This is a genomic window from Pseudomonas pseudonitroreducens (genome assembly GCF_021603645.1).
GTDB classification, from domain to species: Bacteria; Pseudomonadota; Gammaproteobacteria; order Pseudomonadales; family Pseudomonadaceae; genus Pseudomonas; species Pseudomonas pseudonitroreducens.
Map to the genome: position 1 here is coordinate 175509 of NZ_BQHJ01000013.1, position 14878 is coordinate 190386.

A 14878-nucleotide genomic window follows, 5' to 3' on the forward strand; every position below is an offset into this window, starting at 1 on the left:
CCCCTCTGTCGACACCGCACGTACGTACGCGCATGAACGAACACGATTACACGCTTGCCTGGGGCGCCTATATCGCCGCCGGCCTTGGCCTGACCCTGGTCTGGTTCCTGATGACCGGCTGGATGTGGCGCTGGCTGCGCGAACCCCTGCGGGTGATCGTCATCGTCCTGCTGTTCACCCCGACCCCAGTGGACCCGGCGAACAACCTGTACGCCCCGGCGATCGCGATCACCGCGCTGGATGTGGTGTTCAAGGTAGGCAACAACGCCTGGCGCGCCGTCTCCGATCTCGCCCTGGTACTGCTCGCGGCGTTTGGCCTGTACCTGCTGTTCGTGCTGATCCGCTGGCCGCTGGAGCGCTCCATGAAGAAGCGCCGCCAGGAGAAGATCGACGAAGACGAGCCGACCCTGCGCCAGTTGATGCAGCCTGAACTGGTTGAGGGCGTGGACTCCCACCCCAGCGAACGGCACGACAACCGCGCGCGGATCGAACCGCGCCTGTAGTCCGGCCTTGCGTCCCGCCCTGCACGCGTCCAGCATGAACTGAACGGCCTTTCGAGGAGTTCCCATGGACTGCGTGTTCTGTGCCATCGCGGCCGGTCGCGTGCCGGCCCGTACCCTCTACGAAGACGATCATTTCATCGTGCTGCTGGACATCTATCCGCTGCGCCCTGCGCACCTGCTGCTGGTGGCCCGCGAGCACGCGACCTTTCTGCACCAGCTCTCCGAGGCGGCGCAGCAGGACCTGATCCCGCTGGCCGAGCGCATGCAGCGTGTGTTGCGCCGCGCGGGCTATGGGCGGGTCGGCATCAACCTGCTGGTCAACGATGGTCCTGCGGCCAACCAGCATGTCCCACATTTTCATCTGCACCTTATCCCGCGCGAGTTGAGCGACTTGCCGGCGCTGCTGCTGCGCGCACTCACGCGGTTCCTGCCGTTGGGGCGGAAAAGGATGCAGAATCGCCTGGAACGCGAGCTGCATCAGCTGCGCGAGGCACTGATGGAGGAGAACTGATTCATGTGCGAGTTGCTCGGCATGAGCGCCAACGTCCCGACGGACATCGTCTTCAGCTTCACCGGGCTGATGCAGCGCGGCGGCGGCACCGGCCCGCACCGCGACGGCTGGGGCATCGCCTTCTATGAAGGACGCGGAGTGCGGCTGTTCCAGGATCCGACTGCGAGCGTCGACTCGGAAGTCGCGCGCTTGGTGCAGCGCTACCCGATCAAGAGCGAGTCGGTCATCGGCCATATCCGTCAGGCCAACGTCGGCAAGGTCTGCCTCTCCAACACCCACCCCTTCGTGCGTGAAATGGGCGGGCGCTACTGGACATTCGCCCACAACGGCCAGCTTGCCGACTTTCATCCCGAACCCGGGCTCTATCGCGCCGTGGGCGATACCGACAGCGAAGCGGCGTTCTGCGATCTGCTCAATCGTGTGCGCCGCGCCTTCCCCGAGCCGGTGCCGGTGGAAGTGCTGTTGCCCACCCTGGTCACCGCTTGCGCGTCGTATCGTGAGAAGGGGGTGTTCAACTGCCTGCTCAGTGACGGCGACTGGCTGTTCACCTTCTGCAGCACCAAGCTGGCCTGGATCACCCGCCGTGCGCCGTTCGGCCCGGCGCGGCTGCGCGATGCCGACCTGACCGTGGACTTCCAGTCGGAAACCACGCCCAACGACGTGGTGACGGTGATCGCGACCGAGCCGCTGACCGATAACGAGAACTGGACCCTGATGCAGGGCGGCGAATGGATGCTCTGGTGGCGCGGCGAGATCGTCACCCAGGGGCGTATCTGAGCGGGACGTGAGGCAGTCCCGGAAGTGGTGGGACGCGATGGGCGAGAATCGCCGCTGCCTTGCCTCTGGCATGCAGCTCACAAGAACAAGGGGGAAACATGCTGCGCAGTTACATTCGCATGGTGCTGTTCGCGCTGGGCCTGATGGTCGCGGTGCAGGTGCCGGGCTTCATCAAGGACTACGCACAACGCGTCGATGCCCACCGTATCGAGGCGGCCCAGGCGCTGGAAGGCTTCAAGGGGACTTCCGGGCAGTTCTTCCAAGGCGACCTGAATGCTCTGGTGGCGCACTATCGCGGCAGCCCGGACCCGGTTTTCCAGCGCGATGCCGACAATATCGAGCGGCTGATGCGCCGCGCCCAGCTGTTCGAGAACGAATGGCAGGCCCTGCAGGGCACCTGGTACCAGCGCGCCGTGCACATGGTGACGGCGCCGAACCACGAGCTGCTGCAGGAGACCTATGCCAATTATCGCTACCAGGTGGTGCTGGAGCCCGAGGCCATCGGCTGGGCGCTGGCCGGCGGCCTGCTGCTGGCCTGGATTGCCGAGGTGCTGATGGCCTCGGTGGCGGCGCTGGTCGGCCTGGGCGACAACCGCCGCGCTTCGCGGCGGCACTGGAACTGATACCGCCGACGGCTTTTCTGTAGGAGCGAGCTTGCTCGCGAACCCTTGTCAACCTGACGTCCTGCTGTCAGGCGGGACACCGATGTTCGCGAGCAAGCTCGCTCCTGCAAGGTGGTGCCTGAGGTCCGCTACCGCGCCAGTGCTTCTTCTGGCGACTCATGCCGGCGGTAGGGGAAGACATCGATCACTTTTCCCGCGCGAATCTGCTCCTGCAGCCCCTTCCAGTAATCCGCGTCGAACAGGTTGCCGTGCAGCTTGGCGAATTGCCGGCGCAGCTTCAGGTCGACGAACAGGAAGCGTGGGAATTCCTCCGGGAACACGTCCATCGGCCCCACCGAGTACCAGGGCTCGGATGACATCTCGTCCTCCTCGTAGCGCGCCGGCGGGATGTGGCGGAAATTCACTTCGGTCAGGTAGCTGATCTCGTCGTAGTCGTAGAACACCACCCTGCCGTGGCGGGTGACGCCGAAGTTCTTCAGCAGCATGTCGCCGGGGAAGATGTTCGCCGCCGCCAGTTGCTTGATCGCCAGCCCGTAGTCATACAGTGCCTCGTGTACCTGGGCTTCGGTGGCGTGCTCGAGGTAGAGGTTCAGCGGCGTCATGCGGCGCTCGGTCCAGCAGTGGCGGATCAGCACCACGTCGTCTTCCAGCACCACCGTGGAGGGTGCGACGTCCAGCAGCTCGGCCAGGCAGTCCGGGTCGAACTTGCTCACCGGGAAGCGGAAGTCGGCGAACTGCTGGGTGTCGGCCAGGCGGCCGACGCGGTCGTGGTTCTTCACCAACTGGTACTTCTGGATCACCGTGGCGTGGTCTACGGTCTTGGCCGGGTTGAAGTTGTCCTTGATGATCTTGAACACCGTATTGAAGCCGGGCAGGGTGAACACGCTCATCACCATGCCGCGCACGCCCGGGGCCATGACGAAGCGGTCGTCGGTGGCCGCCAGGTGGTTGATCAGCGCGCGGTAGAACTCGCTCTTGCCCTGCTTGTAGAAGCCGATGGAGGTGTACAGCTCGGCGATGTGCTTGCCCGGCAGCAGGCGCTTGAGGAAGGCGACCATCTCCGCCGGCACCGGCGCGTCGACCATGAAGTAGGAGCGGGTGAAGGAGAAGATGATCGAGACCTCGGCCTCGTCGGTGATCACCGTGTCGAACTGGATGCCGCGCCCTTCGTGGTGCACCAGCGGGAACACCAGCGGCCATTGCTCCTCGGGGGTGAACAGGCGGCCCACCAGGTAGGCGCCCTTGTTGCGGTAGAACACCGAGCCGATCAGCTCGATGGTCAGGGTCGGGTCCTTGCACACCCAGTCCGGCAGGTTGGCGTGCAGCAGGTGATCCATGCGCTCCAGGTCGCGCTCGCGGTCGTCGTAGTCCACGGCGAAGCGGTAGTCGTCGAAGATGTTCTCCAGCGCCTGGCGTAGCTTGCCGCCTGGGCGGTAGAGGCGCGTGTGCGGATCGCGCGAGTGGGCGCGTAGCGCGGGCCGGGTGGTGTGGACGAACATCGTGCCGTCGCTGATGTTGTCGTGGCTGAACAGGCCGCAGAAGATCGAGTTGAACCAGGTCTCCGCCAGCTCGTCGTCCAGCCGCGGGTCTATGAGGGTGATGTAGGCGCTCTTGGCGATGGGCCAGCGCTCCACGTCCACCAGGTCGATACCGGCCATGGCGCGGGTCAGGCGCTCGACGGTCTCGGCGACCTTTTCCTCGTACAGGTTAATGCGCTCGGCCGAGGCCTGCTGCGCTTCCTGCCAATGTGCCTGTTCGAAGCGTGCGGGCGCGCCGGCGGTGATCCGGTGGAACTGCGCGCGGTAGTCGTCGAAGCCTTCGAGGATCAGGGTCGCGATCTCGGTCGCCGGCCAGTGCTGAGCCATGGGAGCGCCTCTGCAGAATTCTTGTGCAGCGAGCTTAGCCACGGCCAACGGCGAGGGAAAGGGCGAATTCTCCGGACGATCCTTCAGCTTTCCCGGGCGTATCCCACGTATGCTGGTCGGCCCGTTCTTTCTGGCAAGGAGCTGACAAACGATGGACGGCATCCGCATCGAACGCTGCACGGAGCAGCACATCAATGGCCTCGCGGCCCTCTACAACGAGCCTGCGGTCGCTCGCCAGCTGCTGCAGATGCCGCACCAGGCGCCGGAGCTATGGCGCAAGCGACTGGTACTGGATGACGAGCGTCGGCTGACGCTGCTGGCGATGCACCAGGACCAGGTGGTGGGCAGCGCCAGCCTGGAACAGTACCCGCGCGTGCGCCGGGCGCATTGCGGCAGTATCGGCATGGGTGTGGCAACTGCCTGGCAGGGCCGGGGAGTCGGCACACGCTTGCTGGCGGAACTGATGGAAGTTGCCGACAACTGGATGGGCTTGCGCCGTGTCGAGCTCACCGTCTTTTCCGACAACCAGCCTGCCATCGCGCTGTACCAGAAGTTCGGCTTCGAGGTGGAGGGGCAATTGCGCGAATACGCCATTCGCGACGGCGTCTACACCGACGTGCTGAGCATGGCGCGCCTGCGCAGGAGCTGATGGTGGACTTTGAAAGTCAGCTGTGGATGGATGTGATTCTCCACCAGCGTAGTCTGGTGGCCTACCTGCCCTGGAGCTGTTCGCGATGAATCCCGCCGCCCTGCTGAACCTGCTCGCTCTGGCCGCCATCTGGGGTGCCAGCTTCCTGTTCATGCGCCAACTGGTGCCGGCCATCGGGGTAATGCCGACGGCGTTTTTCCGGGTGTTCCTGTCTGCGCTCGGGCTGGTGGTCATCCTGCTGGTGCTGCGCACGCGCTGGGATTTCCGCGGCAAGCTGGGGCGCATCCTGATCATCGGCGTAATCAGCTCGGGTATCCCGGTGCTGATGTACAGCCTGGCGGCGCAGACGTTGCCGGCCGGCTATTCGGCGATCTTCAACGCGACCACGCCGCTGATGGGCGTGCTGATCGGCTCGCTGTTCTTTGGCGAGGCGCTGACTGGCGCCAAGTCGCTGGGCGTGTTGCTGGGACTGGCGGGGGTCGCCGTGCTGACCCGCGCCGGCCCGGTGCCGTTCGATGCCGGGCTGCTCTGGGGGGCTGCCGCCTGCCTGGTGGCGACCACCTGCTACGGCTTCGCCGGCTTCATCACCAAGCGCTGGATCAACGACCAGGGTGGCCTGGACTTCGGCGTCTCGGCGCTGGGCAGCCAGACTGGTGCGACGCTGTGCCTGCTGCCGTTCTTCCTCGGTACCAGCCTGGACATGCCGCTGGCGCCGCTGCTGGAGCCGAAAGTCCTGCTGGCCCTGGCCGGGTTGGGTTTTCTCTGCACGTCCTTCGCCTACGTCCTGTACTTCCGCCTGCTGGCCAGCATCGGCCCGCTGAAGACCATGACGGTGACTTTCCTGATCCCGCCCTTCGGTGTGTTCTGGGGGGTACTGCTGCTGGACGAGTCGCTGTCCTGGGCGCACCTGCAGGGTGGCGTGCTGATCGCCGCGGCATTGTGGCTGGTGCTGCGCCCGGCGCCGGTGGCGAAGGTGGAAGCGGCGGGGTGATTGGGTAGTGAGGGGCGGGCGCTGAAAGTTCGGTGCAGCAGGTTCCCCTCACCCCAGCCCTCTCCCTGAGGGAGAGGGGGCCGTTCGTGGCGGCTGACACAAGGGCTTCTCCCTGCACCCAGACCGTCCCCTCTCCCAGAGGGAGAGGGAGCCGTTCGTGGCGGCCGACACAAGGGCTTCTCCCTGCACCCAAACCGTCCCCTCTCCCTGAGGGAGAGGGGGCCGTTCGTGGCGGCCGACACAAGGGCTTCTCCCTGCGCCCAAACCGTCCTCTCTCCCAGAGGGAGAGGGGGCCGTTCGTGCCGGCTGACACAGGGGCTTCTCCCTGCACCCAAACCGTCCCCTCTCCCTGAGGGAGAGGGAGCCGTTCGTGCCGGCCGACACAAGGGTTTCTTCCTGCGCCCAAGCTGTCCCTCTCCCCTTGGGAGAGGGTTAGGTGAGGGAGTCACCCTCGCAGCGGGCTATCCGTTATCCACCGCTTGTGCGTTCCCAGCGCCCTGCGCCGGAGCCGTCTTGCGAAACACCAGCATCAACCCCATCACGATCAGCCCCATACCCAGCAGGCCAAGGGCGGACAGGCGATTGCCGAACACCGCGTAATCCATCAGCGCCGTGACCGCCGGCACCAGGTAGAACAGGCTGGTGACGTTGACCAGGTTGCCCGCCGCGATCATCCGGTAGAGCAGCACGGTGGCCAGCACCGAGACCATCAGCCCCATCCACAGGGCACTGAGGATGAACGCAGCATTCCACTCCACGTGCAGTGGCTGGAACGGCGCCACGGCGACGCACAGCGCCAGCCCGGCGATGTACTGCAGCGGCAGGGTACCCAGCGGGTTCTCGCGAATGTTCTTCTGCAGGATCGAACCGCCGGTGATCGACAGCAGCGCCAGCAGGCAGCAGGCCAGCCCGGCGAAGGTCAGCCCGGACAGTCCGATGCTCTGGTAGACCACCATCACCAGCCCGATCAGCCCGAGCGCGAGACCGGCAAGGCGCGGCGCCGAGTGCCGGCGTTCGAGCAGGAAGCTGGTGAGCATCGGCTGCACGCCCAGTACCGTGGCGATGACGCCGGGGGTGACGTGCAGGTCCAGCGCCATCAGGTAGAAGATCGGATAGATGCCCAGCATTACCAGGCCGGTAAGCACGGCGTGGCGCACCTGTTTGCGCTCACGTGGCCAGCGCAGGCCGATCAGTGGGGAAATGACCAGCAAGGCGAGCAACGCGGTGCCGAAGCGAGCGATGAGGAACACCATCGGCGATGCATGGGCCAGGCCCCACTTGCTGATGATGGCGGCGCTGCTCCACAGCAGCACGAACAGCGAGGTACTGGCCAGGCCGGCCAGGGAAGAACGAGTGAACGAAATCATGCAATGCACCTGTCGTCAGGCAGATCACGACCGGCCTGCGCAGGGCCGGACACATACCGGGAGCCGCGTGAGTTGAACGCGGAAAACCAGGCGGTGAAAAACGCGTGAGGCGTCAGAAGCTCACGCCGGGTGGCGGGTAGGCCGCACCGGGTGGCGGAGGCGACGCGACAGCGACGACAGGAGGGGGAGGGCAGGCCGCGCCCGCACCCGCGCCGCGTGCCGGGGAGGCTGCAGCGCTGATTGCCGGATCGGGCAATGGGTATCGGGACATGGACGGCGAACCTGTTCAGTGGCGCAGCAACGGTGCTGCGTGGACTGACTATAGCGGCGCCGAAAGCCGCTGGCGAGCCCTGTGCGAGTCGCGCGGCAATCTGCGATTCCTGCGACAGAAACGACAACGCGCACAGGCTGCTCGTGGGCTGGCGCTTTTCGCAGGGGCGAGCCTGCTCGCGAACCGATTCCGTCGCGGCGCCCGTTCGCGAGCAGGCTCGCTCCTACAAGGCGTTCGCCTCCGGCATTGCTCAGGGGAGCGGGCTCCGTCTGCGAATCCGGCCCGGTGCAATCGGCAGAAACGACAACGCGCGGCCAGGGCCGCGCGTTGTCAGGCAAGGGTGACGCTTACTTGCCGGTCTTGATGGTGTTCCAGGTGCGGGTACGCACGCGGTCGATCTTCATCGGCATGGATTCGAGGGCGAACAGCTTGGCCATCTTGTCCTGCGGCGGGTAGATCGCCGGGTCGGCCTTGATCGCCTTGTCCACCAGCGGGTCGGCGGCCAGGTTGCCGTTGGCGTAGTGCACGTAGTTGCTCACGCCGGCCATCACTTCGGGGCGCAGCAGGTAGTTCATGAAGGCGTAGGCGGCCTTTTCATCCGGCGCGTCGTTCGGCATGGCGACCATGTCGAACCACAGCGGCGAGCCTTCCTTCGGGGTGGAGTACTGGATTTCCACGCCGTTCTTGGCTTCCTTGGCGCGGGTGGCAGCCTGCAGGATGTCGCCGGAGAAGCCGACGGCTACGCAGATCTCGCCGTTGGCCAGGTCGCTGACGTACTTGGAGGAGTGGAAGTAGCGGATGTACGGACGCACCTTGAGCAGCGCTTCCTCGGCCTTCTTGTAGTCATCCAACTTCTGGCTGTGATGCGGCAGGCCCAGGTAGTTCAGGGTGATCGGCAGCAGTTCCGGGCCGTTGTCCAGCACCGCTACGCCACACTTGGCCAGCTTTTCCATGTACTCGGGCTTGAAGAAGATGTCCCAGGAATCGATCGGCGCGTTGTCGCCGAGGACTTCCTTGATCTTCGCCGGGTTGTAGCCGATGCCGGTGGTGCCCCACAGGTAGGGGAAGCCGTGCTCGTTGCCCGGGTCGTTCACTTCCAGCGCCTTCATCAGCACCGGGTTGAGGTTTTTCCAGTTCGGCAGCTGGCTCTTGTCTAGCTTCTTCAGCGCGCCGGCCTGGATCTGCTTGGCCATGAAGTGGTTCGACGGCACCACGATGTCGTAACCGGATTTACCGGTCATCAGCTTGCCATCGAGGGTCTCGTTGCTGTCGTAGACGTCGTAGGTCGCCTGGATGCCGGTTTCCTTGGTGAAGGTCGGCACGGTGTCCGGGGCGATGTAGTCGGACCAGTTGTAGATCTTCACGCTGTCGGCCTGGGCGGCGCCGGCGGCCATCGTGAGCGAGAGTGCAAGGGTGGAGAGCAACGGGGCGGAAATTTTCATTCTTGTGTTCCTGACAACGGTGCGGAAAACCCCGGCCATCCACGAAAGATGGGCGACGCTGTGTCGCGGGGCTGGGCAAGAATTAACCATTTTGCCGGAACATGGCGAGGGGCCATGGCTGCCTGCGGGTCCGCAGACAGCGCACGTGACCCAGGCCGCACCCGATCGGAACGGCCGGTAGGAAACTGCCCCGGAGCGGGGCAGGTAATGTCTTACTGGACCAGTTCCTGGTCCTCGAACAGGCCGTCGAAGAGCATGGTGGAGAGGTAGCGCTCGCCCGAATCCGGCAGCACCACCACGATGGTCTTGCCCTGCATGGTCGGTTCTTCGGCGAGCTTCACTGCGGCGGCCATGGCAGCGCCGCTGGAGATGCCGCAGAGAATGCCTTCTTCCTGCATCAGGCGCAGGGCCATGTTCTTGGCGTCCTCGTCGGCAATGGTGGCGACGCGGTCGACCAGCGACAGGTCGAGGTTCTTCGGCACGAAACCAGCGCCGATGCCCTGGATCTTGTGCGGGCTGGGCTTGATCTCTTCGCCGGCCAGTGCCTGGCTGATCACCGGGGAGGCGACCGGCTCCACGGCTACCGAAAGGATCGGCTTGCCCTTGGTGTTCTTGATGAAGCGCGACACGCCGGTGATGGTCCCGCCGGTCCCCACGCCAGCCACCAGCACGTCCACTGCACCATCGGTATCGTTCCAGATTTCCGGGCCGGTGGTCTTCTCGTGGATCGCCGGGTTGGCCGGGTTGTCGAATTGCGCCGGCATGAAGTACTTGGCGGGGTCGCTGGCGAGAATTTCCTCGGCCTTGGCAATGGCGCCCTTCATGCCCTTGGCCGGTTCGGTCAGGACGATTTGCGCGCCCAAGGCCTTGAGCACCTTGCGCCGCTCCAGGCTCATGGAGGAGGGCATGGTCAGGATCAGCTTGTAGCCACGGGCGGCGGCGACGAAGGCCAGGCCAATGCCGGTGTTGCCGGAGGTCGGTTCGACCAGGGTCATGCCCGATTTCAGACGGCCACTGGACTCGGCATCCCAGATCATGTTGGCGCCGATCCGGCACTTCACCGAGTAACCCGGGTTGCGCCCTTCGATCTTGGCCAGGATGGTGACGCCGCGCGGGGCGATGCGGTTGATCTGGACCAGCGGCGTGTTGCCGATGGACTGCGCGTTGTCGGCGAAAATGCGGCTCATGATGCGTTCCTTAGGTTGGAGCTGTGCAGACCCAGCAGCCTATGCCCGGCGGGCTTCGTAGTCCAGTCGGGGCGCCCGGCTCAGTCGGGCTGTGCGTCGCTGAAGATGGCCTCGATGGGCAGGCCGAAGGCGCGGGCTATACGAAAGGCCAGCGGCAGGCTGGGGTCGAACTTGCCACTCTCGATGGCGATCACGCTCTGCCGCGAAACGCCCAGTTGCGCGGCGAGGTCCTGCTGGCTCCAGCCGTGCTCGGCACGCAGTTCCTTGAGGCGATTGTGCATAGGTCTTCCTCAGGCAAAACGCCGGCGCAGCAGCACCACGGCAACCCCGTAGGCGGCCCAGAACAGCGGGAAAGCGAGGATCACCGGAAAGCGTGGCCAGGCGGCGTACTGTTCGAGGAAGCCCCAGGCGCTGAACAGCCCGACCACCACGCCGCCGGCCAGCATCGCCGCGCGGGACAGGAGGAAACGCAGGAACTCGTCCGGCTCGCTGCACAGGTAGCGGTCGAATACATAAAGCATCGCCAGCAGCGGCAACGCAGGAGAGGCGGCGGCCAGGACGCGCAGGACATACGGCAGCTTCTGCAGGTCCAGCCCCCAGCTGATCAGCGCCACCAGGGCGGAGTAGAGGAACATGAGGGCGGCGCAGGACAGGGTGTAGCGGCGCAGGGCGGGATTCATCGCGGTCTCCATTTGATGTAAAGCAAACTTAACATCGGGAATTCTGCGATGTAAAGTAAACTTGTCATCGGCAGGCCAATCGCGATCAGTCATCCCCTGACCCGCCATTCAATGACTGAATGCCGCGTCTGCGTTCACACTCGCCTTGGCTGCGCGGTATAGTCGCAGCTTGTCCGACCATTCGCCCGGCCCGGCAGAACGCCCGGCCCGCTATCGTTCGAGGATTCACCGATGAAGTTCGAAGGCACCCAGTCCTACGTCGCCACCGACGACCTCAAGCTGGCGGTCAACGCCGCCATCACCCTGCAGCGCCCGCTGCTGGTGAAAGGCGAGCCGGGCACCGGCAAGACCATGCTCGCTGAGCAGTTGGCGGAGTCCTTCGGCGCCAAGCTGATCACCTGGCACATCAAGTCCACCACCAAGGCCCACCAGGGCCTCTACGAGTACGATGCGGTGAGCCGCCTGCGCGACTCGCAGTTGGGTGTGGACAAGGTCCACGACGTGCGCAACTACATCAAGAAGGGCAAGCTCTGGGAGGCCTTCGAGGCCGAGGAGCGCGTGATCCTGCTGATCGACGAGATCGACAAGGCCGACATCGAGTTCCCCAACGACCTGTTGCAGGAACTCGACAAGATGGAGTTCTTCGTTTACGAGACCAACGAGACCATCAAGGCCAAGCAGCGCCCGATCATCATCATCACCTCGAACAACGAGAAGGAACTGCCGGACGCCTTCCTGCGCCGCTGCTTCTTCCACTACATCGCCTTCCCCGACCGCGAGACGCTGCAGAAGATCGTCGACGTTCACTACCCGAAGATCAGCGGCACGCTGGTCAGCGAGGCGCTGGACATCTTCTTCGACGTGCGCAAGGTGCCGGGCCTGAAGAAGAAGCCTTCCACCTCCGAGCTGGTGGACTGGCTGAAGCTGCTGATGGCCGACAACATCGGCGAAGCCGTGCTGCGCGAACGCGACCCCACCAAGGCCATCCCGCCGCTGGCTGGCGCCCTGGTGAAGAACGAGCAGGATGTGCAACTGCTTGAACGCCTGGCGTTCATGAGCCGCCGCGCTTCGCGCTGATCACCGAATCTGCTCTTTTGTTTTAGGAGCGAGGGGGACGCCTAGTCCTTGCTCGCGAACCTTGCTGACTCGCAGAGAGCTTCGCGAGCAAGCTCGCTCCTACGAAGAGCACCTGCTTCATGAGAGGGTGCAGCCATGCTGCTCAACCTGTTCAACGAAATGCGCGCGGCCAAGGTGCCGGTGTCGGTGCGCGAGCTGCTCGACCTGATCGATGCGCTCAAGCACCGCGTCGTGTTCGCCGACATGGACGAGTTCTACTACCTCGCCCGCACCATCATGGTGAAGGACGAGCGCCATTTCGATAAGTTCGACCGGGCCTTCGGCGCCTACTTCAAGGGCCTGGAAAAGCTCGACGACCACCTCAAGGCGCTGATCCCCGAAGAGTGGCTGCGCAAGGAATTCGAGCGCCTGCTGACCGACGAGGAGCGCGCGCAGATCCAGTCCCTGGGTGGCCTGGACAAGCTCATCGAGGAGTTCAAGAAGCGCCTGGAAGAGCAGAAGGAACGCCACGCCGGCGGCAACAAGTGGATCGGCACCGGCGGCACCAGCCCGTTCGGCTCCGGTGGCTTCAACCCCGAGGGCATCCGCGTCGGCGACGCCGGCAAGCGCCAGGGCAAGGCCGCCAAGGTCTGGGACCAGCGCGAGTACAAGAACCTCGACGACCAGGTCGAGCTGGGCACGCGCAACATCAAGATCGCCCTGCGCCGCCTGCGCAAGTTCGCCCGCGAAGGCGCGGCGGAAGAGCTGGATATCGACGGCACCATCGACCACACCGCGAAGGACGCCGGGCTGCTCAACATCCAGATGCGTCCCGAACGCCGCAACACCGTGAAGCTCCTGTTGCTGCTGGATATCGGCGGCTCGATGGACGCCCACGTGAAGGTCTGCGAGGAACTGTTCTCGGCCTGCAAGACCGAGTTCAAGCACCTCGAGTACTTCTACTTCCACAACTTCATCTATGAATCGGTGTGGAAGAACAACCTGCGCCGTTCCAGCGAGCGCACCGCCACCTTCGACCTGCTGCACAAGTACGGGCCGGACTACAAGGTGGTGTTCGTCGGCGACGCCGCCATGGCGCCCTACGAGATCACCCAGGCCGGCGGCAGCGTCGAGCACTGGAACGAGGAGGCCGGCTATGTCTGGATGCAGCGCTTCATGGAGAAGTACAAGAAGCTCATCTGGATCAACCCGTACCCCAAGGACACCTGGAACTACACCGCCTCCACCGGCCTGGTGCGCGAGCTGGTGAAGGAACAGATGTTCCCGCTGACCCTGAGCGGCCTGGAAGAGGGCATGCGCTTCCTTTCCCGTGGTTGAACTCTGCCGCGTCTGAGCACCGGGACGGTGCGTCCGCAGCGTCCCGATGTCCGCAAAGGTAACCCCGCAGCGGAGGCTCGAAACTTCCGCATCACGCCCGAGGCCCCGTAAGATGGGGATCGATCCGGCCAGGCTGGGTGGCCGGCACGCAACTTGCCTGCTCCTGACCTGCCCCTGCGCTGGTAACACTGACGGGGGCGCCGTAGCGTCTACGATGGGCATCGAATGAATCCTCTGACCTTCTCCCGCTCCACCTGGCTCAACTCCCTGCACATGACCTCGCTGACCGTCGCGCTGATGGAGTCCGAGGGGCACAGCCGCGAGTCCATCCTCGAGGGCAGCGGTATCACCGGCGACGACCTGCTCGACCTGCGTCGGCTGGTCAGCCCCTGGCAGGAACAGCAGGTCTTCGGCAATGTGCAGAATCTCGCCGGCGAGCCCGCACTTGGCCTGCGCCTGGGCGTGCGCACGCGGATCACCGCCTATGGCCTGCTCGGCTACGCGCTGATCTCCGCGCCGACCCTGGGCGAAGCGCTGCGCATCGGCCTGAGCTACCCGGTATTGCTGGGCACCTACTTCCACCTCGCGCTGGAAGTGGACGGCGACATGGCCTGGCTGGTCGCCACCGGCTACGGCGAAGAGGAGGAGTTGCGCCCGTTCAACACCGAGCTGTGCCTGGGCTCGCTGAAGGTGGCCTGCGCCGACCTGCTCGGCCAGCCGCTGCCGCTGGTGCGCGCGGAGTTCGACTACGAGGGCCCGGTCGATCGCCGTGCTGCCTACGCCACGTTGTTTGGCTGCCAGTTGAGTTTCAATTGCGCGCGCAGTGCCATCGGCTTCCCTGCCAGCTGGCTGGACATGCGCCTGCCGCTGGCTGATGCCGTGACCCACCGCGAGATGCTCGAACAGTGCCGCCGCCAGAACATCGACCTGGCCGCCCGTCGCGCCTGGCTGGACAAGGTCCGCGCAATCCTCGGTGAGCGCCTGCAGGAACCACCGGGCCTGGAAGAACTGGCGCGCCGCCTCAACTGCTCCTCGCGCAGCCTGCGCCGCCACCTGCAGCAACAGCAGACCAGCTACCAGCAACTGCTCGACGAATTGCGCTTCGCCCGTGCCAAGGAACTGCTGCAGGACGGTGACATGCCGATCTACCGAATCGCCGAGGAACTCGGCTTCAGCGAAACCGCCAGCCTGCGCCACGCCTTCCAGCGCTGGAGCGGCCAGCCGCCGAGCCACTTCCGCGCTTGAGAACCGTGCGCAGGAGCAGCGCCTGAAATTCGCGCGCAGTTGCCGTAGATCAAGGAGCAGGCGCGTCTGACAGGCATAGCCTTCAGGAATCCCACAAGGAAACCTCCGAGGGCCTGACCATGGCCAAGAAATTCCCGCTCAATCCACCGCACCCCGAACGCATCTGCTGGGGCTGCGACCGCTACTGCCCGGCCACCAACCTGGCCTGTGGCAACGGTGCGGACCGCACCATGCACCCGGCCGAGATGCTCGGCGATGACTGGTATCAATTCGGTGATTGGGGTATCGAGGCGCCGAAAACGATTTCTGCCGTGCAACTGGAGCCTTCCAGCTAGCACACACCCGCGCCGTTGCGGCGCCGGCCATGAAAAAG

The 14878-nt window shown here is 64.8% G+C and carries 16 protein-coding genes; 10 read left to right on the forward strand and 6 right to left on the reverse strand.

Annotation, left to right across the window (positions count from 1 at the left end; translation table 11 throughout):
- The first annotated feature begins 32 nt into the window (after positions 1-32).
- The 4 genes from L6D89_RS27400 (at position 33) to L6D89_RS27415 (ending at position 2414) form a co-directional block, all read left to right on the forward strand.
- Positions 33-503: an MFS transporter gene (locus L6D89_RS27400; RefSeq protein WP_236175059.1), complete on the forward strand. Its 471-nt coding sequence runs from the start codon at positions 33-35 to the stop codon at positions 501-503.
- Positions 504-567: 64 nt separating this feature from the next.
- Positions 568-1014 carry an HIT family protein gene (locus L6D89_RS27405; protein WP_236201749.1) on the forward strand — a complete coding sequence of 149 codons (447 nt, stop codon included), beginning with the start codon at positions 568-570 and terminating at the stop codon, positions 1012-1014.
- A gap of 3 nt (positions 1015-1017) precedes the next feature.
- On the forward strand, positions 1018-1791 hold the full coding sequence (locus L6D89_RS27410) for a class II glutamine amidotransferase (protein ID WP_236175057.1): 774 nt from the start codon (positions 1018-1020) through the stop codon (positions 1789-1791).
- A gap of 98 nt (positions 1792-1889) precedes the next feature.
- Positions 1890-2414, forward strand: coding sequence for a DUF2937 family protein (locus L6D89_RS27415; RefSeq protein ID WP_236201750.1), 525 nt, complete (start codon positions 1890-1892; stop codon positions 2412-2414).
- Between the two features lie 128 nt (positions 2415-2542).
- On the opposite strand, the gene aceK is transcribed toward L6D89_RS27415, so the two are convergent.
- A complete protein-coding gene (gene aceK / locus L6D89_RS27420) occupies positions 2543-4279 on the reverse strand; it encodes a bifunctional isocitrate dehydrogenase kinase/phosphatase (RefSeq protein ID WP_236201751.1) in 1737 nt (578 codons plus the stop codon).
- 151 nt (positions 4280-4430) lie between these two features.
- Between aceK and L6D89_RS27425 the strand changes: the two genes are divergently transcribed.
- Positions 4431-4928 (forward strand): GNAT family N-acetyltransferase, encoded by a 498-nt coding sequence (locus tag L6D89_RS27425; protein ID WP_236175054.1) that lies wholly within the window; start codon positions 4431-4433, stop codon positions 4926-4928.
- 85 nt (positions 4929-5013) lie between these two features.
- Complete coding sequence (locus L6D89_RS27430; protein ID WP_236201752.1) at positions 5014-5919, forward strand: DMT family transporter; 906 nt, start codon at positions 5014-5016, stop codon at positions 5917-5919.
- A 461-nt stretch (positions 5920-6380) separates the two neighbouring features.
- Here the strand turns inward: L6D89_RS27430 and L6D89_RS27435 are convergent, their stop codons facing one another.
- The 5 genes from L6D89_RS27435 to L6D89_RS27455 all read right to left on the reverse strand — a co-directional run bounded on the left by L6D89_RS27435 (position 6381) and on the right by L6D89_RS27455 (position 10866).
- Positions 6381-7286 (reverse strand): DMT family transporter, encoded by a 906-nt coding sequence (locus tag L6D89_RS27435; RefSeq protein ID WP_236201753.1) that lies wholly within the window; start codon positions 7284-7286, stop codon positions 6381-6383.
- 618 nt (positions 7287-7904) lie between these two features.
- Positions 7905-8951, reverse strand: coding sequence for a polyamine ABC transporter substrate-binding protein (locus L6D89_RS27440; protein WP_236201767.1), 1047 nt, complete (start codon positions 8949-8951; stop codon positions 7905-7907).
- A 260-nt stretch (positions 8952-9211) separates the two neighbouring features.
- Positions 9212-10186 (reverse strand): cysteine synthase A, encoded by a 975-nt coding sequence (gene cysK, locus L6D89_RS27445; protein ID WP_236201754.1) that lies wholly within the window; start codon positions 10184-10186, stop codon positions 9212-9214.
- 80 nt (positions 10187-10266) lie between these two features.
- Positions 10267-10467 (reverse strand): helix-turn-helix transcriptional regulator, encoded by a 201-nt coding sequence (locus tag L6D89_RS27450; RefSeq protein WP_236201755.1) that lies wholly within the window; start codon positions 10465-10467, stop codon positions 10267-10269.
- Positions 10468-10476: 9 nt separating this feature from the next.
- Positions 10477-10866, reverse strand: coding sequence for a hypothetical protein (locus L6D89_RS27455; protein WP_236201756.1), 390 nt, complete (start codon positions 10864-10866; stop codon positions 10477-10479).
- A 231-nt stretch (positions 10867-11097) separates the two neighbouring features.
- Between L6D89_RS27455 and L6D89_RS27460 the strand changes: the two genes are divergently transcribed.
- The 4 genes from L6D89_RS27460 (at position 11098) to L6D89_RS27475 (ending at position 14840) form a co-directional block, all read left to right on the forward strand.
- The gene (locus tag L6D89_RS27460; RefSeq protein WP_015476360.1) at positions 11098-11943 is read left to right on the forward strand and encodes an AAA family ATPase; all 846 of its coding nucleotides are present in this window, start codon (positions 11098-11100) and stop codon (positions 11941-11943) included.
- Positions 11944-12078: 135 nt separating this feature from the next.
- Complete coding sequence (locus tag L6D89_RS27465) at positions 12079-13260, forward strand: vWA domain-containing protein (protein WP_015476361.1); 1182 nt, start codon at positions 12079-12081, stop codon at positions 13258-13260.
- 225 nt (positions 13261-13485) lie between these two features.
- On the forward strand, positions 13486-14505 hold the full coding sequence (locus L6D89_RS27470) for an AraC family transcriptional regulator (protein WP_236175048.1): 1020 nt from the start codon (positions 13486-13488) through the stop codon (positions 14503-14505).
- A 119-nt stretch (positions 14506-14624) separates the two neighbouring features.
- Positions 14625-14840, forward strand: coding sequence for a DUF3079 domain-containing protein (locus tag L6D89_RS27475; protein WP_024765270.1), 216 nt, complete (start codon positions 14625-14627; stop codon positions 14838-14840).
- The last annotated feature ends 38 nt before the right edge of the window (positions 14841-14878 follow it).